General features: G+C 62.0%; 22 protein-coding genes and 1 pseudogene. 16 read left to right on the forward strand and 7 right to left on the reverse strand.

What is annotated here, in order from left to right:
- Window positions 1-33 precede the first annotated feature (33 nt).
- The 3 genes from K6M89_RS22880 to K6M89_RS22890 form a co-directional block, all read right to left on the reverse strand.
- Window positions 34-1,308 carry an O-antigen ligase family protein gene (locus K6M89_RS22880; protein WP_222141095.1) on the reverse strand — a complete coding sequence of 425 codons (1,275 nt, stop codon included), beginning with the start codon at window positions 1,306-1,308 and terminating at the stop codon, window positions 34-36.
- A gap of 310 nt (window positions 1,309-1,618) precedes the next feature.
- Window positions 1,619-1,867 carry a hypothetical protein gene (locus K6M89_RS22885; protein ID WP_097583632.1) on the reverse strand — a complete coding sequence of 83 codons (249 nt, stop codon included), beginning with the start codon at window positions 1,865-1,867 and terminating at the stop codon, window positions 1,619-1,621.
- A gap of 52 nt (window positions 1,868-1,919) precedes the next feature.
- Window positions 1,920-2,321, reverse strand: coding sequence for a DUF2934 domain-containing protein (locus K6M89_RS22890; protein ID WP_222141096.1), 402 nt, complete (start codon window positions 2,319-2,321; stop codon window positions 1,920-1,922).
- 145 nt (window positions 2,322-2,466) lie between these two features.
- Between K6M89_RS22890 and K6M89_RS22895 the strand changes: the two genes are divergently transcribed.
- Entirely contained in the window at window positions 2,467-3,189 is a 723-nt protein-coding gene (locus tag K6M89_RS22895) for a GntR family transcriptional regulator (RefSeq protein WP_222141097.1), read from the forward strand.
- Between the two features lie 43 nt (window positions 3,190-3,232).
- Window positions 3,233-4,420 carry a mannonate dehydratase gene (gene uxuA, locus K6M89_RS22900; protein WP_097583638.1) on the forward strand — a complete coding sequence of 396 codons (1,188 nt, stop codon included), beginning with the start codon at window positions 3,233-3,235 and terminating at the stop codon, window positions 4,418-4,420.
- A 181-nt stretch (window positions 4,421-4,601) separates the two neighbouring features.
- Here the strand turns inward: uxuA and K6M89_RS22905 are convergent, their stop codons facing one another.
- Together K6M89_RS22905 and K6M89_RS22910 are read right to left on the reverse strand one after the other, a co-directional pair.
- Window positions 4,602-5,471 carry an aldose 1-epimerase family protein gene (locus K6M89_RS22905; protein WP_222141098.1) on the reverse strand — a complete coding sequence of 290 codons (870 nt, stop codon included), beginning with the start codon at window positions 5,469-5,471 and terminating at the stop codon, window positions 4,602-4,604.
- Window positions 5,472-5,509: 38 nt separating this feature from the next.
- Entirely contained in the window at window positions 5,510-5,839 is a 330-nt protein-coding gene (locus K6M89_RS22910; RefSeq protein ID WP_222141099.1) for a DUF6665 family protein, read from the reverse strand.
- 140 nt (window positions 5,840-5,979) lie between these two features.
- On the opposite strand from K6M89_RS22910, the gene K6M89_RS22915 reads away from it, so the two are divergent.
- The 4 genes from K6M89_RS22915 to K6M89_RS22930 all read left to right on the forward strand — a co-directional run bounded on the left by K6M89_RS22915 (window position 5,980) and on the right by K6M89_RS22930 (window position 9,448).
- Complete coding sequence (locus K6M89_RS22915; RefSeq protein WP_222141100.1) at window positions 5,980-7,602, forward strand: ABC-F family ATP-binding cassette domain-containing protein; 1,623 nt, start codon at window positions 5,980-5,982, stop codon at window positions 7,600-7,602.
- A gap of 140 nt (window positions 7,603-7,742) precedes the next feature.
- Window positions 7,743-8,333, forward strand: a complete 591-nt coding sequence (locus K6M89_RS22920; RefSeq protein WP_222141101.1) for a hypothetical protein — start codon at window positions 7,743-7,745, stop codon at window positions 8,331-8,333.
- Between the two features lie 100 nt (window positions 8,334-8,433).
- The gene (locus tag K6M89_RS22925) at window positions 8,434-8,598 is read left to right on the forward strand and encodes a DUF1328 domain-containing protein (protein ID WP_003571841.1); all 165 of its coding nucleotides are present in this window, start codon (window positions 8,434-8,436) and stop codon (window positions 8,596-8,598) included.
- 328 nt (window positions 8,599-8,926) lie between these two features.
- Window positions 8,927-9,448: a DUF992 domain-containing protein gene (locus K6M89_RS22930; protein WP_040112834.1), complete on the forward strand. Its 522-nt coding sequence runs from the start codon at window positions 8,927-8,929 to the stop codon at window positions 9,446-9,448.
- A 140-nt stretch (window positions 9,449-9,588) separates the two neighbouring features.
- Here the strand turns inward: K6M89_RS22930 and K6M89_RS22935 are convergent, their stop codons facing one another.
- Window positions 9,589-10,518 carry a LysR substrate-binding domain-containing protein gene (locus tag K6M89_RS22935; RefSeq protein WP_222141102.1) on the reverse strand — a complete coding sequence of 310 codons (930 nt, stop codon included), beginning with the start codon at window positions 10,516-10,518 and terminating at the stop codon, window positions 9,589-9,591.
- Window positions 10,519-10,590: 72 nt separating this feature from the next.
- On the opposite strand from K6M89_RS22935, the gene K6M89_RS22940 reads away from it, so the two are divergent.
- From K6M89_RS22940 to glpK, 10 genes are all read left to right on the forward strand, one after another.
- Window positions 10,591-11,508: a DMT family transporter gene (locus K6M89_RS22940; RefSeq protein ID WP_222141139.1), complete on the forward strand. Its 918-nt coding sequence runs from the start codon at window positions 10,591-10,593 to the stop codon at window positions 11,506-11,508.
- Between the two features lie 110 nt (window positions 11,509-11,618).
- Complete coding sequence (locus tag K6M89_RS22945; protein WP_222141103.1) at window positions 11,619-12,392, forward strand: DeoR/GlpR family DNA-binding transcription regulator; 774 nt, start codon at window positions 11,619-11,621, stop codon at window positions 12,390-12,392.
- Window positions 12,393-12,513: 121 nt separating this feature from the next.
- Window positions 12,514-14,028, forward strand: a complete 1,515-nt coding sequence (gene glpD, locus K6M89_RS22950) for a glycerol-3-phosphate dehydrogenase (RefSeq protein ID WP_222141104.1) — start codon at window positions 12,514-12,516, stop codon at window positions 14,026-14,028.
- A gap of 41 nt (window positions 14,029-14,069) precedes the next feature.
- Window positions 14,070-15,164 (forward strand): ABC transporter ATP-binding protein, encoded by a 1,095-nt coding sequence (locus K6M89_RS22955; RefSeq protein WP_222141105.1) that lies wholly within the window; start codon window positions 14,070-14,072, stop codon window positions 15,162-15,164.
- Window positions 15,165-15,173: 9 nt separating this feature from the next.
- Window positions 15,174-16,244, forward strand: a complete 1,071-nt coding sequence (locus K6M89_RS22960) for an ABC transporter ATP-binding protein (protein WP_222141106.1) — start codon at window positions 15,174-15,176, stop codon at window positions 16,242-16,244.
- Between the two features lie 3 nt (window positions 16,245-16,247).
- Complete coding sequence (locus K6M89_RS22965; RefSeq protein WP_011427488.1) at window positions 16,248-17,111, forward strand: carbohydrate ABC transporter permease; 864 nt, start codon at window positions 16,248-16,250, stop codon at window positions 17,109-17,111.
- Between the two features lie 14 nt (window positions 17,112-17,125).
- Complete coding sequence (locus K6M89_RS22970) at window positions 17,126-17,947, forward strand: carbohydrate ABC transporter permease (RefSeq protein ID WP_097583659.1); 822 nt, start codon at window positions 17,126-17,128, stop codon at window positions 17,945-17,947.
- Between the two features lie 12 nt (window positions 17,948-17,959).
- On the forward strand, window positions 17,960-18,241 hold the full coding sequence (locus K6M89_RS22975; RefSeq protein WP_097583661.1) for a DUF2160 domain-containing protein: 282 nt from the start codon (window positions 17,960-17,962) through the stop codon (window positions 18,239-18,241).
- 79 nt (window positions 18,242-18,320) lie between these two features.
- The gene (locus tag K6M89_RS22980; protein ID WP_222141107.1) at window positions 18,321-20,045 is read left to right on the forward strand and encodes an ABC transporter substrate-binding protein; all 1,725 of its coding nucleotides are present in this window, start codon (window positions 18,321-18,323) and stop codon (window positions 20,043-20,045) included.
- 149 nt (window positions 20,046-20,194) lie between these two features.
- Window positions 20,195-21,697: a glycerol kinase GlpK gene (gene glpK, locus K6M89_RS22985; RefSeq protein ID WP_222141108.1), complete on the forward strand. Its 1,503-nt coding sequence runs from the start codon at window positions 20,195-20,197 to the stop codon at window positions 21,695-21,697.
- A gap of 54 nt (window positions 21,698-21,751) precedes the next feature.
- Here the strand turns inward: glpK and K6M89_RS22990 are convergent.
- Window positions 21,752-22,598 (reverse strand): annotated as a pseudogene (locus tag K6M89_RS22990) (alanine--tRNA ligase-related protein).
- Window positions 22,599-22,652 lie beyond the last annotated feature (54 nt).

Consider the following 22,652-nt stretch of genomic DNA (forward strand, 5'->3'; position numbering starts at 1 on the left):
AGACGACAACGCGCAAGCGTCGAGCACGGGAATTCAGCTTCGCACGACGGGCGCGAAGACTGTGCTGCCCCGATCCAAGCAAATCAGGGCGACCATATAGGCGAAGATCGGATCCAGTGCCTTTTGGTTGAACATGATGCCGACGCTGCCGGTAACAATGTAGCTGCTGGTGAGCAGAAGAGCGAGCGCTATGGACAGGTCCCTGCCAGGACCGGGTTCCTTTTTCCACGCGGCTATCAAGGGCGCCAGGAGCAGCAGCGAAAGCGCCGCGATGCCGACAACGCCGGCGTCGATTCCCGCTGTCAGAAAGCCGTTATGGACATGCGAGAAGGTCAAGTATGGCCGCATGCTGTCTGGCAGTTCCGCCAAGACCGAGGCCATCCTGTTTTGCGGGCCATAACCGGTCAATGGGTCCTTGCTGATTGCCGACAGTGCGCCCTTGTATAAAGCGACCCGTGCGCTGAGTGAGGTAATCTCACCTTCACTGCGTTCAAGCGCTGCCATATTCTCCTGCAGCGCGTGGATGCGATGGATGATCTGGCCGCTGCCCAGCGCGATAAGTCCCGCAAACAGCAAAGAGCCGGTGATGGCGAGACTGCGCAAACTCCGATGGAAGCTGTGTTTGCGAAAATACCAGAGAAGGATGACGAGATGGACGGGAATGGCCAGCCACGCCGAACGCGTTCCCGAAAGCAGCACACAGCCGAGGCCAGCGGCATATCCCAAGATCGCAATTCTTTGCTCGACGCTTCTGGGAGATTGAACGTTAAGAAGCGCAACGCCGCCGAAAAGAAGGCCTATGATTCCGAGGAGTGCGGCATTCGACGTCCCGGCCTCTGCTCTCTCCATCAGAAACATGATCTGCAGCAGGCTGACGAGAAAGGTAACGATCATGCCGATCCCGGCACCGAGGATAAACAGCGGCACGAGGCGGCCATCGGGAGATTGGCGCATTCGCGGCAATATCAGCCAGATCGAAAAGAAGGGCAGGAGCCGGAATATCCAGTCTGCCACTTCGGAATAGGGCGGGTTGATGAAGATGCTGGCGATCATCACCAGCGGGTAGATCGTCATGCAGATGGCGACTGCCCGGTCCGATTTCGAAAAGTTCAGAGGAAAGCGGGCCGTCGCCAGCAAGTAGATGCCCGACAGCATCGACCCGAGGAGAATGAACCCGTTGAAATTAGGTGAAAGTCCGGGCAGGATCGCGAAGAGAAAAACCGCAATGCCATTGGTTCGATCAAGCGCGCTTCCAGACCCGCTCCCGGGATGAAGTACCGCAATCACGAGTTGCCTGAAATAATTCACTTTGCTGATCCTGAGGTGTCATTGATCCCGCCTCGCTAAGGACCGATGTCACCGCTGTCAAGCTGTGGGCGCGGGTACAACTCGCGCTTTTCCCACTATTGTATTCCGGCAACAGCAAACCCGGATGCTTCTTGCTCTACAGGCGATGCGTCGCAGCGCCCTGAACGGCAAAGCTGATGCGATGACGAAAGACATTTGAGGTGCGGCCTTGCCGTGGGGGGTGTCATTCCCGCGTATGGGACGGCGCTCGAGCACACGATCCGGCTTTATCGTTATTTCCGCTCGCGCGGTGCTTCGTTGGTGTCTACAGCTAACGCCAATATGAGGCCGAGCTTTCCGCCGATGATCGACCAAGGAGATAGCCGAACCCGAACGCCGCAATACCAATGCCAAGCAACAATGCGCTTGCGGTGTGCGGGTGGTCTCTAGCGCCGGCGGTGACTGCATAGGCCTCGCGTTTCACTCGGCTCGCCGCCGATTGGGCGGCCTTGGCCAATCCTTCCGGCTGTTCGACGGGTGTGCCGGTGAAGCCGGCGTTCAAATCCTGTTTGTCAGCCATGTCGGAACCTTTCCTGAATTTGCTCGTCCTAGATTTTGCTCGGGCTGCAATTTCAATCCTGCTCGCGTGTGCCGGGTGAGGCTTCACGTTGATCCGCGTCTTCGAGATCCGTCTTGACGAGGAAGGCGTCGCGATGCTCGCGCGACGCCTCTCGCAGCGCCTCGAGCCTGGGAAAATTGTCCGTCTCATCCCGTGGGTCGGGCTCGTGCTCGGCGCGGGTCCAGTGATCCCGATGCTTGCCTTCGGGCCTTCCTTCCTTCTCCCACAGCGAGTATGCCCTTTTCCGGATCTCGTCCTCGCGTATGGTTGCCTGAGAACCGATGCTCTGCTCTGCGGGCTCCTGAATGGCTTGCCGCGCCGTCTTCCCTTTGCCTGCGCCGGCCGGGGGTGAATCCTTCAGCCGCGTGTCGTCGGTCGCGATTTCGTTTCTTTTGCGTCGTAACGGATTTTTCATCGGCGCCTCCTTAATGGGAACTCAACCAATTCCGCTGATCGAAGTTCCCATTGGCTGCATTTTGAACGCCAAAGTAGCCAGGTGCCTTGGCAGGGTGCCGCGGCTGATATACTAGTATGCCAAAATCAATGTCCCGGTACCTTTTATGAGGCAAGCTTCAGAAACCCACGCGCTTGTCGTCCCGACCTCGCAGGAAGTCGGCCGTAGGCTACGCCGCGTCACCACCGCCAGCGTCATCTATGAGCGTCTCTATGCCGATATCGTCTCTCTCCGGATGCCGCCCGGTCTGTTTTTGCAGGAAAAGCGGATTGCCGAGGACTTTGGCGTCAGCCGCACGCCGGTGCGTGAGGCGTTGTTGAGGCTCTCCGAAGGCGGACTGGTCGATATCTTCCCGCAGTCGGGCACCGTCGTGTCGCGGGTGCCGGTTTCGGCTATTCCGGAGGCGGTCATCGTGCGCAAAGCGCTCGAAGGCACGACCGCTGAGATGGCGGCTCAGACCTCCACCGTCGCCGATGTCGCCCGCCTCGATGCCATTATCGCCCGACAGCGCGCGCATGCCGCCGTGGGCAACGCGTCAAGCTTCCACGAGGAGGACGAGGCCTTTCATGAGGCGATCGCGCAGATATCAGGTTATCCCGGCATCTGGGGGATTCTGAAGACGGTCAAGGTGCAGATCGACCGGGCGAGGCGGCTGGCGCTGCCGGCCCTTGGGCGTATGGGCAACGTGGTGTCCGAACATATGATTATCCGCGACGCCCTCGCCGCCCGTGATGCAGCGGCTGCGCGTAGTGCCATGATCCATCACTTGAGCGCCGTCATTCCCGATGTCGACGAGCTGCGCTCGCGTTACCCCGATTATTTCTGCTGACGGCAGGATCACCACGAAACGAAAAGCAAGGGAAGGAAGAAAGATGCGGCAGGGTTGGAGATGGTTCGGGCCGGAAGCGCCGGTGACGCTGGATGAGGTCCGTCAGACGGGCGCGACCAATATCGTCTCGTCGCTACATCAGGTGCCGATCGGCAGGGCTTGGACGGAAAAGGAAGTGCGCGAACGCCAATCGCTGATCGAGACCACGCCTGCCGACCGGTCGCCGCTCGTCTGGTCGGTCGTCGAGAGCATCCCGATTCCCGACGCTGTCAAGCGCAAGGGCGGGGCGGCAAAGGCCGAAATCGAGGCGTGGATTGCCAGCCTCGAAGCGGTCGCCGCCTGTGGCATCCCGATCGTCTGCTATAATTTCATGCCGGTCGTCGACTGGACCCGCACCGAACTCGATTTCGTGACGCCGACCGGCGCCACAGCCATGCGCTTCGATCACGAGCGCTTCGCAGCCTTCGACCTCTTCGTTCTGGAACGGCCGGATGCGGGCCAGCAATATTCGGCGGAGGACCGTGAACGGGCGCGTGTCGTCTTCGAGGCGATGTCGGAGGAGGAGATTGCCGAGATCACCCGCATCATCACTTCGGCTCTGCCGGGCTCGACCACCGAGCCCCTGACCATTCCAGCCTTCCGGGAAAAGCTGGTCGCCTATAGCGGCATCGATGCAGCAAGGCTGCGCCGCCATCTGATCGAATTCCTGGAGGCGGTGACCCCGGCCGCCGAAGCCCGCGGTGTCAAGCTGACGCTGCATCCCGATGATCCGCCGCGTTCGCTGTTCGGTCTTCCCCGCATCGCCTCGACGGCCGATGATTATGCCGCGCTCTTCGATGCGGTCCCGTCGGCGGCGAACGGCATGTGTTACTGCACCGGCAGCCTCGGCGTGCGCGCCGACAACGACCTGCCGGCCATCGCCCGGCGCTTCGCCTCACGCATCCACTTCGCCCATCTGCGCGCCACGACGCGCGAGGGCGACGGCCGGACCTTCCATGAAAGCGCGCACCTGGAGGGAGACGTCGACATGGTCGCGGTGCTCCGGGAACTGGTGGCGGAAGACAAGCGCCGGGGTGCCGAAAACACCATCGTCTTCCGCTCGGACCACGGCCACCGCATGCTCGACGATCTCGATAAGGTCGTCACCCCCGGCTATCCGGCGATCGGCCGCATGCGCGGCCTTGCCGAATTGCGTGGCATCCTGCATGCGTTGGGCGCCCCGCCGACCTGAAGGCGTCCGGGCCAGCGCCTGCGCATGTTGCCCGGAAAGTGTGCAGCGGTTGCGGGACGACGGCACGCACAAAACAAAGGACCGAAGCGCGTCGCATGAATAAAATAGATGCGCGCGATTTGTCGGCCTCGGCGATCGCTGCGGAAACAACCGTGCCGCAAAAGGTCGGGCGCGCCAGTTTCTATTGCAAGATCTCGACCGTAAAGGCGAAACGCGCCGTCGCCCCCGGCGACAGGATGGTGGTGTAGGGTCGTTGCGACAGCTCGGCCGAACCTCCGGCTTCCGCCGCCATTCCGTGCCACGGTTCGACGCAGAGGAAGGGCGCGCCTGGTTTGGTCCACAGGGCAAGGTTGGGGAGGTTTTCGAATTGGAACCGCAGGCTCGGCCCGCCTTCGGCGCCGTAACGCAGCCCATCGCCCGCACCCTTCGGGAAAATCATCGCGTCCTTCTCGAACATGGCGTGATCCAACACCAGCCGGCCTTTATCGAATGGGGAGGGCAGTGGGGTCGGATTGATAAGGCCGCCCTCCAGCCGCACGAGCGCCGGCTCGCCCTCATTGTCGAGCGTGATGGCGTGCGGGCGCCCGGCAGCGCCAGGCATCGGCCAGACGAAGGCCGGATGGAAGCCGAGACCGAAGGGCAGCGCTCTTGCGTCGCGATTGTTTACTTCTGCAGTTACCGTCAACGCGCGTCCCTCTACCGCATGTTCCACGGCCAGCAGGAAATCGAACGGATAGACCGCCTGCGTGGCTGCCGAGGCAGGAAGTTCGTGCCGGCACATGGTCGGCGTGAACGCGGCGAGGCTAAACTCGCTCCGCCGGGCAAAGCCATGCTGGGCCATCGGGTACACCGTACCGCCAATCGCCAGCTTGTCATCAGCCGCCTTGCCGACGATCGGAAACAGGATCGGCGACCGTCCGGCCCAGTAGGCCGCGTCGCCCGTCCACAACCAGGAGCGTCCATCGTTGCTGGTGAGCGCCTGCATCTCGGCGCCGAGGGAGGAGACGTCGATGGCAAGATGCTGATTGCCGATCCGTATTGAGCTTGGCATCGCAATTTCCTTTCGCCCAGATGGGCACGGCCTTCCCGTCATTTTCGTATGGCGCCTAGTCTGGCGAGCACCTCGTTTGGGATGCCGTAACGCTGGATGGCGTCGCGATTGTTTCGCAACCCGCAGCTCTCGCGCTGAACGAAAAATGCCCAGACGGCATCGGAGGCTTCGTTGAGCAGCCTCTCGCGTTCCTCCGCGCTCTGGCGCTCGACGGTCCAGGCTTTTAACGCGGCGAGCGCCGCCTCCACCTTCAGCCCATGACGCCCGAGCGAATTGGCGCGTTCCGACATCAGCCCATATTCGAGGACGTTGATGCCATTGGCGTCCTGCTGCGACTGCCTGAAAGACTGCGGTAGGCGAACGCTCATTGGCTGGAAATCCTTATCAGCGTAGGCGGCAATATTATCCAATCGGAAGCCGGAGATCGAGAGGGTGGAAACGGGCCTATCCTGTCGTTTCCATGCGTGGCATAAGGGCGCCGAAACTTCCCCGGACACCCGCGCACACCATGATTCGTATTGAGAATATCAGCAAACAGCTCAGCCACCGGATCCTTTTCATCGAGGCCTCGGCTGCCCTCAACAGAGGCGAGAAGATCGGTCTGGTCGGCCCGAACGGCGCCGGCAAGACGACGATCTTCCGGATGATCAATGGCGAAGAGCAGCCCGATGAGGGGCAGGTCTCCTGCGAGAAGGGCGTGACGATCGGCTACTTCAACCAGGATGTCGGCGAGATGGCGGGCCACAGCGCCGTCGCCGAGGTGATGAACGGTGCCGGCCCGGTCAGCATCGTTGCCGGCGAACTGCGAGAGCTCGAGGCCGCCATGGCCGACCCGGAAAGGGCCGGCGACATGGAAGAGATCATCGAGCGTTACGGCGAGGTGCAGGCGCGTTACGAGGAATTGGACGGTTATGCGCTCGAGGGTCGCGCCCGCGAGGTGCTTGCGGGTCTGAGCTTCAGCCAGGAGATGATGGACGGCGATGTCGGCGCGCTGTCGGGCGGCTGGAAGATGCGCGTGGCGCTTGCCCGCATCCTGCTCATGCGCCCCGATGTCATGCTGCTCGACGAACCGAGCAACCATCTCGATCTCGAAAGCCTGATCTGGCTCGAAGAGTTCCTGAAGGGCTATGAAGGGGCTCTCCTGATGACCTCGCACGACCGCGAGTTCATGAACCGCATCGTCAACAAGATCATCGAGATCGATGGCGGCGGCCTGACGGCCTATTCCGGCGACTATGAATTCTACGAGCAGCAGCGGGCGCAGAACGAGAAGCAGCAGCAGGCCCAGTTCGAGCGTCAGCAGGCGATGCTTGCCAAGGAGATCAAATTCATCGAGCGGTTCAAGGCGCGGGCATCGCATGCCTCGCAGGTGCAGAGCCGGGTGAAGAAGCTGGAGAAGATCGACCGGGTGGAGCCACCCAAGCGCCGCCAGTCGGTCGCTTTCGAGTTCCAGGCCGCGCCGCGCTCCGGCGAGGACGTGGTCAACCTGAAGAATGTCCATAAGAAATACGGCAGCCGAAGCATCTATGAGGGTCTCGACTTCATGGTGCGCCGCAAGGAGCGCTGGTGCATCATGGGCATCAACGGCGCCGGTAAGTCGACGCTGCTGAAGCTGGTGACCGGCACCACCACACCGGATGTAGGCAGCGTCGCTCTCGGCGCCAGCGTCAAGATGGGTTACTTCGCCCAGCACGCGATGGACATACTCGATGGCGAGCGGACGGTGTTCCAATCGCTGGAAGATCGGTTTCCTCAGGCAGGGCAGGGGCCATTGCGGGCGCTTGCCGGATGTTTCGGCTTTTCCGGCGACGATGTCGAGAAACGGTGCCGGGTGCTCTCCGGCGGTGAGAAGGCCCGGCTGGTCATGGCGATGATGCTGTTCGATCCGCCGAACCTGCTCGTGCTCGACGAGCCGACCAACCATCTCGACCTCGACACCAAGGAGATGCTGATCAAGGCGCTCTCGCAATATGAGGGCACCATGCTCTTCGTCTCGCACGACCGCCACTTCTTGGCTGCGCTCTCCAACCGCGTGCTGGAGTTGACGCCGGAGGGTGTCCACCAGTATGGCGGCGGTTATACGGAATATGTGGCGCGCACCGGTCACGAGGCACCTGGCCTGCGGAGCTGACGGCTATTTTTCGGGGTGCGCCGCATGGCGGCCTTCACCGATCCGTCGGGTCATGTCTGGGACGTTGCGCAGGAACTGCAATAGGCGGTTTTCTGTGAACGAAGCATAGCTTCGGCTGATATTGCCGGCGCTCTGCCACGATGATGACCCATTTCCGTGGTGTTCGGAGCCCTCTTCATTCAATCGGGGACGGGCGCGTCTGCATGGACTGGATCAATCGCTATATCGATCAGCCGCTACTGCACGGTGCGGCGGGCTTGTTGCGGAGTTGGCACATCCGCACGCGGCAGCCGCCGGAACTGTTGGAGCCGACGTGGAATCTCGTCGTGCTCTCTTTTCTCCTTGTCGCGAGCGGGCAGGTGATGGCCGGGAGGTCTTTCGCGCTCAGCGTCGCCGCGCTGGTCATGCTGGCCCTGCCGTCGGCCAGAAAGCTGGTTTCGGCGGTAAAGGCGGGAGGAAGCGCCTATGGCGCCCGGGAGTACAAGTCGCTGAGGGCGCGCGCCGTGGCCAAACGTGAGGCGGAGTGGTCGGTGCGGATCATTGTTCTGTTCTCATCGGCCTGCCTTCCGTTCATCGCTCGCATCGACGATCCGGTGGGCGCCTGCTTTATGCTGGGGGCAAGCGTCTGGTTTGTGCTGACCGGGCCGCTCAAGACCTATCTGGACGCGGCCGAACCTCCCGAGCCGACCGAAGGCGACCGGACGTACAGCGGCGTCTTTCATTTCGGCTGAACGAAAGCCGATGCGATGCTCCCCCTGCCGCGCATGATAGGCAGGGAACTAAACCGGGCGGTCTCCGTTATGTTCAGCAGCAACGTAAAAGGAGATTGCGATGCTTTACTACGCTCTGGTGTTTCTCGTTGTGGCCCTGATTGCCGGCGTCCTCGGATTTGGCGGCATCGCAGGGGCCTCAGCTTCCATTGCCCAGGTTCTGTTCTTCATTTTCCTGGTGTTGTTCGTCGTTTCGCTCGTCATGCGCTTCATGCGCAGAGTATAGCGAGGAGAAATGAAGTATAAAACCCGGTGACTTCAATCGCCGGGTTTTCCTTTTCTTGGTGGTCGCCCCGCGCCGGCGAGAACCCGCTCTGGGCGAATGTGTTTTTCGTGCAACCATTCCTGACAAGATCGTGAAATGGCGCATGCGGCCCGCATGGTGCCTTCGAAATGTCCCAATGGGGCTAAACCGTAAGCGTGTCGCTTGCGCCTCCCACGCGCTTTGACTGCGACGCGAAAACGGCACCGCTCTGGGATTGCTTTGCGATCTCCTCCGATAGCCGGTGCCGGCCAGCCGGGTGTTCCCGTCACGATTTGAGAAGGAGAGACTTATGAATAAAACTCTTGCGACGGCGTTTGCCGCGGTATCGTTGACGTTTGTCGGCGCGGGGGCGGTCAATGCCGCCGACCCCGTCACCAGAACATATGAAGAGCCGGACCTGCGCAATGGCGTGAAGATCGGTTATCTCACTTGCGATATCGGCGGCGGCACGGGTTATGTGCTCGGCTCCTCCAAGGAAGCAGACTGCGTCTTCCAGTCGATCGTCGGCAATGAGCTTCTGGATCACTATACCGGCGAAATGCGAAAGCTTGGCATCGATCTCGGCTTCACCACGCGCAGCCGGCTGATCTGGGCGGTGTTCGCGCCGACAGCCGGCTATCACCGGGGGTCGCTCGCCGGCCTTTATGTCGGCGCGAGCGCGGAGGCGACGGTTGGTGCCGGTGTCGGCGCCAACCTCCTGGTCGGCGGCACCTCCGGTTCAATCCATCTGCAGACGGTAAGCCTGACCGGCCAACTCGGCCTGAACGTTGCGGCCGGCAGCGCATCGATGACACTCACTCCGGCGGATTGACCGGTTGTTGACGCGCCCCTGCCGCGACGCGGCCGGGGCGTCAAGCTGCCTGTTTGCGGGCGCCGCAAGGGACGATTATCTGAAAATCTGGGACAGCCGTGACATGCCGCCGACGTGCAGGCCGGATGCGGCGGCGAGTCCTACGTCTTCGCCCTGCCGGGTGCGATAAAGGCGCGGATCGTCGCCTCGTCATGACCGGCTTCGCGCAGGAAGCGGCTGGCAAATTCGATGGCGGGGCTTCGCAGTGCATCGTCCGGCCGAATCAGGTGAAAGGCGACGTGATAGTCGAGCGTACGGTCCGACACCGCCACGACGCGTCCGGCGGCGAGTGCCGCATCCGATAGGGGAGGGCGGGCGAGCGCGATGCCGAGTCCTTGCGCACAGGCATCGATCACCAGATTGTAATCCTCGAAGCGCCGATCCTGGCCGCGCGGCGTATAATCGACGCCTTCGCGAGAGAGCCAGCGGCGCCAGCCTTCGATATTGGAGTCGTGAAGGATCGGCAGCTCGAGCAGGGAGGGCGCATCGGAGCGCCGCTCGAGCCGGTTTGCCAGCGCCGGGGCGGCGATCGGAAAGGATTTCTCCTGCCACAGCGGCAGGGCGCGCACCCCGGCCCACGGCCCCTTGCCGCAGCGGATGGCAAGATCCGTGCCTTCGCCGAAATCCGCCAACCGGTGCTCGAGCGTCAGCTCGACATGCAGCTCGTTTCCTTCGAGCTTCGCCAGGCGCTGGAACAGCCACAATGATGCCACCGACGGCGTCACCGAAAGGCGCACCACCGCCTTGTTCGGCCGGGGCAGCCAGCGCTCGCCGCTATTGCCGAGCAAAGAAAGCGCTTCCTCGGCGCGCGCGAAAAACCGCATGCCCTCCGGCGTCAGGCGCACACCGCGGGCCTCGCGCGCAAACAGACGCACGCCCATCCAGCGTTCGAGCCGCGAGACCTGTCGCGACACGGCGCCATGGGTGATGCCGCTTTCCTCGGCCGCGGCGGAAAACGATCCGAGCCGGGCGGCACGGGCAAAGGTTTCGAGCGTATCAAGTGGCGGAAGCACGGGTGAGCTGTGAACCATGAGCACATTTGATCATCGATTGCGATGCTTTTCAAGCACGCGTCAGCGGCTTAATTCTTGATCAAAGCACCAATGGAGGCGACAATGAGTATGGCGGCAAGCGTACCGGTTTCGGCAAAGGAGCAGGGCAGGTTTGATCTGGTGGCCTTTGCGGCGATCGTCGTCACTATCCTCTTCTGGGCCTCCTCCTTCGTGGTGATCCGCATCTGTCTCGGACCGCTGACGCCGATCGAACTGGCGACGGCGCGTTATGTGGCGGCCGGCGTCCTCGCCCTCATCTACCTCGCCATCTACCGGCCGATGCCGGAAAAGCGCGATTTCTTCCGCCTCTCCGTCGCTGCCGTGCTCTTCATCGCCGCCTATGCGGTTCTGCTGAACACTGGCGAGCAGACCGTGGCGGCGGGACCGGCAAGCTTCATCATCAATACCATGCCCGTCTTCACCGCCCTCATCGCCACCTTCGCGCTCGGCGAGCGCTTCGGCCGCTGGGGCTGGGCAGGCACCGCGGTTTCCTTCGGCGGCGTGGCGCTGATCGCCGTCGCCTCCGACGACGGCTTCAAGCTCGATCCGAACGCTGTGCTGATCCTCGGCGCAGCGCTCTGCTCGGCGATAGCAAGCGTGCTGCAGAAACCGCTGCTCGGCCGGCTGCCGGCGCTTGCCGTCACCGCCTGGATCCTGCTGATTGGCTCGGTGCCGCTGTTTCCGGCCGTCCCGGCGACGGTCCGCGCGCTGGCCGCCGCACCGGCAGAGGTCAACTGGGGTGTTGCCTATCTCGTCATCTTCCCGACGGCGATCGGCTATCTCACCTGGGCAATCGCATTGAAGCGGCTGACGGCGGCGCGCGCCTCGAATTTTCTCTATGGCGTTCCGCCGGTCGCAACGCTGATCGGTTTCGTCTGGCTCGGCGAGACGCCGACCGCACTCGGGGCGATTGGTGGCATCATGGCGATCATCGGCGTGCTGGTGGTCAACCTGATGCGGAAACGGTAACGGCCGCGCCGCTACCACCAAATTCGGCGGCGAAAGCTCGCCGCCGATAAATAGGCATTGCGCCGCCGTTCGCTTTCTTTAAAAACGAAAGCAGATCGAAAGGGGCGCCAATGTTCTTGACCGACCGACAAACTGAGATCGTGGCGATCGCGAAATCGAGCGGCAGGGTTCTGGTCGAAGAGCTCGCCTCGCGATTTTCGGTTACGCCGCAGACCATCCGCAAGGATCTGAACGATCTCTGCGATGCCCAGGTGCTGACCCGCATCCACGGCGGCGCCACATTTCCGAGCGGAACGGAAAACGTCAAATACGAGGCGCGCCGCCAGATCGCCGCTTCGGAGAAACAGGCGATCGGCATTGCGGCCGTCGAACTGATCCCGAGCGGAGCCTCGCTGTTCATCAATATCGGCACGACGACCGAGGCGGTGGGCGAGGCGCTCGCCAATCATCACGAGCTGATGGTGATCACCAATAATATCAACGTCGCCAATAGGTTGCGCCTCTTCCCGGCAATCGAGGTGGTGATCGCCGGCGGGGTCGTGCGCGGCTCGGACGGCGGCATCGTCGGCGAAGCGGCGGTCGATTTCATCCGTCAGTTCAAGGTCGATTATGCCGTCATCGGCGCGTCGGCGATCGATATAGACGGCGCGCTTCTCGACTATGACTTTCGCGAGGTGAAGGTCGCCCAGGCGATCATCGCCAATGCCCGCCACGTCATTCTCGTTGCCGATTCGACAAAGTTCGAACGCACTGCGCCGGTTCGAATCGGCCAGTTGACCCAGGTTCATACCTTCATCACCGACCACTGTCCGGTGCCATCGATCCGAAATCTCTGCCTGGAAAATAATGTGAAGCTGATCGAAACGAGCAGCAGATCACGTTAGGCCGACCGCCCTACGCAAACATTCGTTTGACATTCGTATTTCTTTCGTTTTAACTGATGTCACTTTCGCAATCGCGCAAGTTTTGTGCGATGCGAAATCAGCAGTAGGCTCGGAGGGGCAATTGGGCCGGGAGATATACGACATTTTCGTCATTGGCGGCGGCATCAACGGCTGCGGCATCGCGCGCGATGCCGTCGGGCGCGGCTATTCCGTGGCGCTGGCGGAGATGAACGATTTCGCCTCCGGCACCTCATCGGGCGCCACCAAGCTGATCCATGGCGGTTTGCGCTATCTCGAGCATTACGAATTCCGCCTGGTGCGTGAATCGCTGATGGAGCGCGAGATCCTCTGGGCGATGGCCCCGCACATCATCTGGCCCCTGCGCTTCGTATTGCCTTATCATAAGGGCGGTATCCGTCCCGCTTGGCTGATCCGGCTCGGACTCTTCCTCTACGACCATCTTGGTGGCCGCAAGCTGCTGCCGGCGACGTCGGTGCTCGACATGCGCAAGGATCCGGCCGGCAAGCCGCTGAAGGCGCTGTTTACGAGAGCTTTCGAATATTCCGACGGCTGGGTCGACGATGCCCGCATGGTGGTGCTGAACGCCCGCGACGCCGCCGACAAGGGCGCGACCATCCTGCCGCGTACCAAAGTGGTGTCGGCAAGGCGCGAGAACGGCCTGTGGCATATCGAGACTGTCGATACCGTCACCGGCCACAATGACAGCCACCGGGCCCGTATACTCGTCAATGCCGCCGGCCCCTGGGTCGATCACGTCATCCGTTCCGCCTTCGGTCAGAACGAAGCCCACAATGTCCGCCTCGTCCAGGGCAGCCATATCGTCGTGAGGAAGAAGTTCGACGATCCGCGCGCCTATTTCTTTCAGAATCCGGACAATCGGATCATCTTCGCCATTCCCTACGAGGGCGATTTCACCCTGATCGGGACGACCGACCGCGACTATACCGCCGACCCCAAGGATATCAGGATCTCCGAGGAGGAGACGGTCTATCTCTGCAATGCGGCGTCGGAATATTTCAAGGAGCCGGTGCGGCCAGAGGATATCGTCTGGACCTATTCGGCGGTCCGCCCGCTTTACGACGACGGCGCCTCGAAGGCGCAGGAGGCGACGCGCGACTATGTGCTGAAGCTGGAAGGCGAGGGGGAAACGGCGCCACTGCTCAATGTTTTCGGCGGCAAGCTCACCACCTATCGCCGGCTGTCCGAGCATGCGTTGGAGAAGATCGGTGCTGCGATCGGCGTCAAGGGTGCTCCGTGGACGGCCAAGAGCCATCTGCCCGGCGGCGACTTCGCGGTCCGGGGCTATGAGGGGCAGGTCGCCGCGCTCAAGCGGCGCTATCCGTTCCTCGCCGATCGGCACGCGCGCCGGCTGGTGCGCCGCTACGGCACCAGGGCCGAGACGCTGCTGGGCGATGCCCGCGGCATCGACGATCTTGGCCGATTGTTCGGCGGCGATCTCTACGAGGCCGAGGTCGCCTATCTCGTCGAACATGAATGGGCCCGGCGCGCCGAAGACGTGCTGTGGAGGAGAACAAAGGATGGTCTGCGTCTTTCGAAGGAGCAGGCTCAGTCACTGGAGGAGTACATGGCTGCGATGCCGGCGATGGCCGGATAGGCGGCGTGTGATCCCCGCTGCGTGGAGGCACGGGAACAGGAATGCTGGAACTGCGAAACGCCGCCAAGATGGTGGGCGCGGACTATCACATCTATCCGACCGATCTGGTCCTCGAGCGCGGCACGCTGAACGTCCTGCTCGGGCCGACGCTGTCGGGCAAGACCTCGCTGATGCGGCTGATGGCCGGGCTCGACCGTCCGACCGCCGGCTCCGTGCATTTCGACGGCACTGATGTCACCGGCATGCCGGTGCAGAAGCGCAATGTTGCCATGGTCTACCAGCAGTTCATCAACTATCCGGCATTGACCGTTTATGAAAACATCGCCTCGCCGATGCGAATCTCGGGCAAGGACGCCGCCGCGATCGACCGCGGCGTGCGCAAGGCCGCCGAGCTTCTGAAGCTCACGCCCTATCTCGACCGCACGCCGCTGAACCTCTCCGGCGGCCAGCAGCAGCGCACCGCCCTTGCCCGTGCGCTCGTCAAGAATGCCAGCCTGGTGCTGATGGACGAGCCGCTTGCCAACCTCGATTACAAGCTGCGCGAAGAACTGCGCGAGGAGCTGCCGAAGATCTTTGCCCAGTCGGGCGCGATCTTCGTTTACGCCACCACCGAACCGTCCGAGGCGCTGCTGCTCGGCGGCAATACGGCAACCTTGAACCAAGGTCGGGTCACCCAGTTCGGGCCGACCATCGACGTCTACCGGCGCCCTGTCGATCTCGACAGCGCCGGCATCTTCGCCGATCCGCCGCTGAACACGCTCGACGTCACGAAATCGGGCGATATCTTCACGCGCCCGAGCGGGGCCACGCTTCCCGTCCCCTCGCATCTGGCCGCGGTGCCGAACGGGCCTGTGACGATCGCCTTTCACCCGCATCATCTCGGCCTTCAGGCCCAGACCGGCAATGCGGCCCGCCTGCAGGCGCGCACGCTGGTCTCCGAGATCACCGGCTCGGAGAGCTTCGTGCATCTGGAATATGACGGCGTGCGCTGGGTGATGCTGGCGCATGGCATTCACGACATCGATCCGGACATCGAGATCGAGGCCTTTCTCGACACCCGCCACCTGATGGCCTTCGGCGCCGATGGCCGCGCCATCGCTGCGGTCGGCGCTGTCGCTGCAGCCGGAAAGGCATAGGAGAGCACCATGGCACGCATCACGCTCGACCATATCCGCCACGCCTACGGCGCCAATCCGAAGACGGAAAAGGATTATTCGCTCAAGGAAGTCGATCACGAGTGGAACGACGGCGGCGCCTATGCGCTGCTCGGCCCCTCCGGCTGCGGCAAGACCACGCTGCTCAACATCATCTCCGGCCTGCTGCAGCCGTCGCATGGCCGCATTCTATTCGACGGCAAGGATGTGACGAACCTTTCGACGCAGAGCCGCAACATTGCGCAGGTCTTCCAGTTCCCTGTCATCTACGACACGATGACCGTCTACGACAATCTCGCCTTCCCGTTGCGCAATCGCGGCGTGGCCGAGGCCGATGTCGACCGGCGCGTGCGCGACATTCTCGAGATGATCGACCTTGCCGGCTGGGCCAAGCGCAAGGCGCAGGGGCTGACCGCCGACCAGAAGCAGAAGATCTCGCTCGGCCGCGGGCTGGTGCGCAACGACGTCAACGCCATCCTGTTCGACGAGCCGCTGACCGTCATCGATCCGCACATGAAATGGGTGCTGCGCTCGCAGCTGAAACGGCTGCACAAGCAGTTCGGCTTCACCATGGTCTATGTCACCCACGACCAGACCGAGGCACTGACTTTCGCCGAGAAGGTCGTCGTCATGTATGACGGCCAGATCGTCCAGATCGGCACGCCGGCCGAGCTTTTCGAGCGGCCGAGCCACACCTTCGTCGGTTATTTCATCGGTTCGCCAGGCATGAACGTCATGCCGGCACAGATCGACGGCAGCGCCGTCAAGGTCGGAGACGAGGTGCTGAGGCTGGATTATGCGCCGAATACCAATGGCGCGGTGAAGACCGAACTTGGCATTCGACCCGAATTCATCCGCCTCGGGCGGGAGGGCATGCCGGTTACAATCAACAAGATCGAGGATATCGGCCGGCAGAAGATCGTGCGCGCCCGTTTCGCCGGCCAGCCGATCGCGATCGTCGTCTCCGAAGACGACGACATTCCCGCGGATGCCCGCGTCACCTTCGATCCGTCCGCCATCAGCATCTACGCCGACAGCTGGCGTGTCGGCAGGGAGGCCTGAGCCATGCAGAAGACGTGGAACAACAAAGCCTGGTTTCTGGTGCTGCCGGTGCTGCTGCTCGTGGCCTTTTCAGCGGTGATTCCGCTGATGACCGTCGTCAACTACTCGGTGCAGGATACGTTCGGCAATAACGAGTTCTTCTGGGCCGGCACCGACTGGTTCGTCCAGACGCTGCATTCCGACCGCTTCTGGGAAGCGCTGCAGCGCAATCTGCTGTTCTCCTTCATCATCCTGGCGCTGGAGATTCCGCTCGGCATCTTCATCGCCCTCAACATGCCGAAGTCGGGGCCCGGCGTCCCGGTCTGCCTGGTGCTGATGGCGTTGCCGTTGCTTATTCCGTGGAACGTCGTCGGCACCATCTGGCAGGTTTTCGGACGCGTCGATATCGGCCTGCTCGGTCATACGCTCGCCGCGATCGGTCTCGACTACAATTATGTCCGCGATCCCGTCGACGCCTGGGTGACCGTCATCGTCATGGACGTCTGGCACTGGACGAGCCTCGTCGTGCTGCTCTGCTATGCCGGCCTGGTTTCGATTCCGGACGCCTATTATCAGGCTGCCAAGATCGACGGCGCCTCGCGCTGGTCCGTCTTCCGCTACATCCAGCTGCCGAAGATGAAGCGGGTGCTGCTGATCGCCGTGCTGCTGCGCTTCATGGACAGCTTCATGATCTATACCGAGCCCTTCGTCGTCACCGGCGGCGGCCCCGGCAACTCGACGACCTTCCTCTCCATCGACCTCGTGAAGATGGCGGTCGGCCAGTTCGATCTCGGCCCGGCAGCGGCAATGTCGATCATCTATTTCCTCATCATCCTGCTGCTCTCCTGGGTGTTCTACACCGTGATGACCAGCAGCGACGCGAGCTAAGGGGGAGGGCAGACATGACCAGAAAATACAAACCCGCAGGCAGCCTCTCCTGGCTCGTGCCGACGCTCTATATCGTCTTCCTGCTCCTTCCGATCTACTGGCTGATCAACATGAGCTTCAAGGAAAATGCCGAAATCACGGGCGCCTTCACGCTCTGGCCGGCGGCCCCGACGCTGCACAACTATACGGTGATCTTCACCGACCCGTCCTGGTATAACGGCTATATCAACTCGATCATTTATGTGGTGATGAACACGGTGATCTCAGTTGCCGTGGCGCTGCCGGCGGCCTATGCCTTCTCGCGCTACCGCTTCCTCGGCGACAAGCACCTGTTCTTCTGGCTGCTGACCAACCGAATGGCGCCGCCGGCGGTCTTCGCACTGCCATTCTTCCAGCTCTATTCGGCCTTCGGCCTGATCGATACGCATATCGCCGTGGCGCTGGCCCACTGCCTGTTCAACGTGCCGCTCGCCGTCTGGATCCTGGAAGGTTTCATGTCCGGCGTGCCGAAGGAAATCGACGAGACGGCCTATATCGACGGTTATTCCTTCCCGCGCTTCTTCATCAAGATCTTCATTCCATTGATCGCGAGCGGCGTCGGCGTGGCGGCCTTCTTCTGCTTCATGTTTTCCTGGGTCGAATTGCTGCTGGCCCGCACGCTGACGACGACGGCGGCAAAGCCGATCTCGGCGATCATGACGCGAACGGTTTCGGCAGCCGGCTTGGATTGGGGCGTGCTCGCGGCTGCCGGCGTGCTGACCATCATTCCGGGCGCGCTCGTCATCTATTTCGTCCGCAACTACATCGCCAAGGGCTTTGCCCTGGGCCGCGTCTGAGGAGGACCGGACATGACCTTTTCCTGGATGGCCTGGACGCTGCCGACGGCGCTGTTCTTCCTGACGATCCTGGCGCTTCTGATCGCCATGAGCGTCGTGGAGTATTTTTCTCCGGGCGGCTCGCCGCGCACGGGCGTGCTGCGTTTCGAAACGACGCGCGGCGACCGGCTTTTCATTTCGCTGCTGGGCAGCGCTTTCATTCATCTTGCATGGCTTGGGCTCGCTGGGCCCAACCTGTGGTGGGCTCTTGCCCTCTCCGTGGTCTACGCCATTGGCGTCTTCCGCTACGTGTGACGGCAAGGAGAAAACAGATGGCCGGGGGTGCTTGGCCGCCTGACTATGTGACTGCAATCGCAAACCCTGGGAGGATATTATGCGACGGCACTTATTGACGACGACAGCAGGCCTACTGCTGGCGATGACGGCATCGACCTATGCCGGGATGGACGAGGCCAAGACCTTCCTCGACAAGGAAGTCGGCGATCTCTCGACGCTTTCCCGCGCCGATCAGGAAAAGGAAATGCAATGGTTCGTCGATGCCGCGAAGCCCTTCGCCGGCATGGACATCAAGGTGGTTTCCGAAACGATCACCACGCATGATTATGAATCGAAGGTGCTGGCGCCCGCCTTCACCGCGATAACCGGCATCAAGATCACCCATGACCTGATCGGCGAAGGCGACGTGGTTGAGAAGCTGCAGACGCAGATGCAGTCGGGCGAAAACATCTATGACGCCTATATCAACGATAGCGACCTGATCGGCACCCATTGGCGCTACCAGCAGGCCCGTTCGCTGACCGACTGGATGGCCAATGAAGGCAAGGATGTCACCAATCCAGGCCTCGATGTCGACGACTTCATCGGCAAGTCGTTCACGACAGCGCCTGACGGCAAGCTCTATCAGCTGCCGGACCAGCAGTTCGCCAACCTCTACTGGTTCCGCTACGACTGGTTCAACGACGAGAAGAACAAGGCCGACTTCAAGGCGAAGTACGGCTACGATCTCGGCGTGCCGGTCAACTGGTCGGCCTATGAGGATATTGCCGAGTTCTTCACCGGCCGCGAGATCGACGGCAAGAAGGTCTATGGCCACATGGACTACGGCAAGAAGGACCCGTCGCTCGGCTGGCGCTTCACCGATGCCTGGCTGTCGATGGCCGGCAACGGCGACAAGGGAATTCCGAACGGCAAGCCGGTCGACGAATGGGGCATCAAGGTCGATGAGAACTCCCGTCCCGTCGGTTCGTGCGTCGCGCGCGGCGGCGATACCAACGGCCCGGCCGCTGTCTATTCCATCCAGAAATATCTGGACTGGATGAAGGCATACGCACCGGCTGCCGCTCAGGGCATGACCTTCTCCGAATCCGGTCCGGTGCCTTCGCAGGGTGAAGTTGCCCAGCAGATGTTCACCTACACGGCCTTCACCGCCAATTTCGTCAAGGAAGGCCTGCCGGTCGTCAATGCCGACGGCACGCCGAAATGGCGTTTCGCTCCGAGCCCGCATGGTGTCTACTGGAAGGACGGCATGAAGCTCGGCTATCAGGATGCGGGTTCCTGGACGCTGATGAAGTCCACACCCGTCGACCGCGCCAAGGCGGCCTGGCTCTACGCCCAGTTCGTCACCTCGAAGACTGTCGACGTGAAGAAGAGCCATATGGGTCTGACCTTCATCCGTCAGTCGACGCTGGATCACAAGTCCTTCACCGACCGCGCACCGAAGCTCGGCGGTCTGATCGAGTTCTATCGTTCGCCGGCCCGCCTGCAGTGGTCGCCGACCGGTACGAACGTTCCTGACTATCCGAAGCTCGCGCAGCTCTGGTGGCAGGCGATCGGTGACGCCTCCTCCGGCGCCAAGACGGCGCAGGAAGCAATGGATTCGCTTTGCTCGGAGCAGGAAAAGGTGCTGCAGCGTCTGGAACGCGCCAAGGTCCAGGGCGACATCGGCCCGAAACTCGCCGAAGAGCATGATCTCGCTTATTGGAACGCCGATGCGGTGAAGAAGGGCAACCTCGCTCCGCAGCTGAAGATCGAGAACGAGAAGGACAAGCCGCTCACCGTCAACTACGACGAACTCGTCAAGAGCTGGCAGAAGAAGTAAGGCGGACCCGGCCGGAGGCAACGAGGCCTCCGGCCATCCCTTCCTGCCACCGGCGACAAGCCGGTGGCACCCACAATCTATCTCTCACGAAACATCCGCGTCCTGCCGATCGCCGGCAGGCGGAGCGATCGTGCGAGCCGGAGACGGATATGAGCGGCTATATTCTTTCGATTGATCAGGGCACGACGTCTTCGCGTGCGATCATCTTCGACGGCGACATGAAAATGGCAGGGTCCGCGCAGGCGGAGATCACGCAATACTATCCGCAGCCTGGTTGGGTGGAGCACGATGCCGCGGAAATCTGGCGCTCCGTCGCCGACACAGCGCGCAAGGCGATCGCCGATGCCGGTCTTAAGGCTGTCGACATAGCCGCGATCGGTATCACCAATCAGCGCGAGACGGCGGTCGTCTGGGATCGACGGTCGGGCGCTGCGCTTCACCGCGCGATCGTCTGGCAGGATCGGCGCACCGCCGAAATGTGCGAGAGCCTGAAAGCCGATGGGTATGAGAAGCTGTTCAGCGCCAAAACCGGCCTGCTGCTCGACCCCTATTTCTCCGGCACCAAGCTGCGCTGGCTGCTCGACAATATCGGCGGCCTGCGGGAGAAGGCGGAAGCGGGCGATGTCTGCTTCGGCACGATCGACAGCTGGCTGATCTACAATCTGACCGGCGGCCGTGTGCACGCCACCGATGCGACCAACGCGTCGCGAACGCTGCTCTACAATATCGAAGACGGTGTATGGGACGAGGAGCTTCTCGGCATTCTCGGCATTCCCACAGCGATGCTGCCGGAGGTCAGGGAATGCGCCGATGATTTCGGCCGCGTCGACAAGGCTCTGTTCGGCGCCGAGCTTCCGATCCTCGGGGTCGCCGGCGACCAGCAGGCGGCGGCCGTAGGCAATGCCTGCTTCGAGCCCGGCATGATGAAATCCACCTATGGCACCGGCTGCTTTGCTCTGCTCAACACCGGCCGGGACCGCGTTTCCTCCTCCAACCGGATGCTGACGACCATCGCCTGCCGGCTCGATGGCGAGACGACCTATGCGCTCGAGGGCTCGATTTTTATCGCCGGCGCGGCTGTGCAATGGCTGCGTGACGGCCTCGGCATCATCGAGCAGGCGTCAGAGGCGGGGGTGCTGGCCGCCAAGGCTGATCCCGGGCAGCAGGTCTATATCGTTCCGGCCTTTACCGGGCTTGGCGCCCCCTACTGGGATCCGGCCGCGCGCGGCGCGATCTTCGGCCTGACGCGAAACAGCGGACCGGCGGAATTTGCCCGCGCCGTGCTCGAATCCGTCGCCTATCAGACGCTCGACCTGCTGGTGGCGATGAAGAAGGACTGGGGTGTCAACCAGCTGGAAACGGTGCTGCGAGTCGACGGTGGCATGGCGGCTTCGGACTGGACGATGCAATGCCTGGCTGACATGACCGGAAATCCGGTCGACCGTTCGGCGATCCGCGAGACGACGGCACTTGGCGCGGCCTGGCTTGCCGGCTCGAAGGCCGGCATCTGGCCCGGCCGGCGGGAGTTTGCACAAGCCTGGGCCTGCGACCGCCGCTTCAGCCCGTCGATGGAGGAGGGCGAGCGTCAGGCCAAGATCATCGGCTGGAAGAATGCCGTATCGCGGATGATTTCGGATATCGCCGCAGGGTAACGACGACGGAGCGGCTCCAAGGCCTCCCGTTTATCTCGGGAGGCCCTGTTCACGCTATTCGTCGATCGTCTCACCGATGTCGGAGAGATCGATGCCGTGGGTGTCGAACCACCAGCCGGGACTCATCCCCGGATGACGGTGGCGCAGGCGCAGATATTTAGCGCTGAGCCGCATCTGGCGTTCGATCTCTTCCGCGAAGAAGGGATGATCGAGCGTGCCGCCCATCTTGTGGATGCGACGGAGCAGTTTTCGCAGGACATATCCCTGCTCCTTGTTGCCAGGCCGGTAGCCGCTTTCCACGATTGTCAGCACCGTCTCGCTCAAATGTCCCGAGCGCCTCGTCTGGCCGCGTGCCGTTGACGATCATGTCGAGGCGCTCCGTGCCGAAGCCGACGTCGATGCAGGTTCCGAGCGGATTGACGATGTTTCCGATTTCGACGCCATTCTTGTAGAACTCGGTGCAGTATCCGTTGATGCTGCCATCGCTCCAAATGCATTCCGGATCTGGGACGATGGGTACGCGCCCGCCATAGAGCGGCGTCCATTCCGTCAGACGGTCGGGATGGATCGTCACATGATCCGGCACGAGGCCCAGCGTTGCTAAAAATTCGAGCCAGAAGTCGATGGCGTTGCCGACGGTCATTTCCCTGAAGGAGAAAAGGCCGAGCATGGTGAAATGGAGAAGATGAGTTCCGTCGCCGATCTCGTCGAGGTCGCCCATGCGCAGGCAAGCCTGGCTGTTTGCGACTGTTCCACTATAGAAGGGATCGGAGAAGAGGGGTTTGTATTGCTGCATTCCAGCGCTGCAGAAGAGCGTTGTATCGTCATGCGGCCGTACGGAATCAATGCGCGTGAAATCGATGCCCTTGGAAAGGCAGAAGTCTTGATAGTGCTGGATCAGGCGTCCCGCTGTGACATAGGCAACCTCCTTTACTGTTCGTGCCTTTGCAAGATA

It is taken from the genome of Rhizobium croatiense, assembly GCF_019793465.1.
GTDB classification, from domain to species: domain Bacteria; phylum Pseudomonadota; class Alphaproteobacteria; order Rhizobiales; family Rhizobiaceae; genus Rhizobium; species Rhizobium croatiense.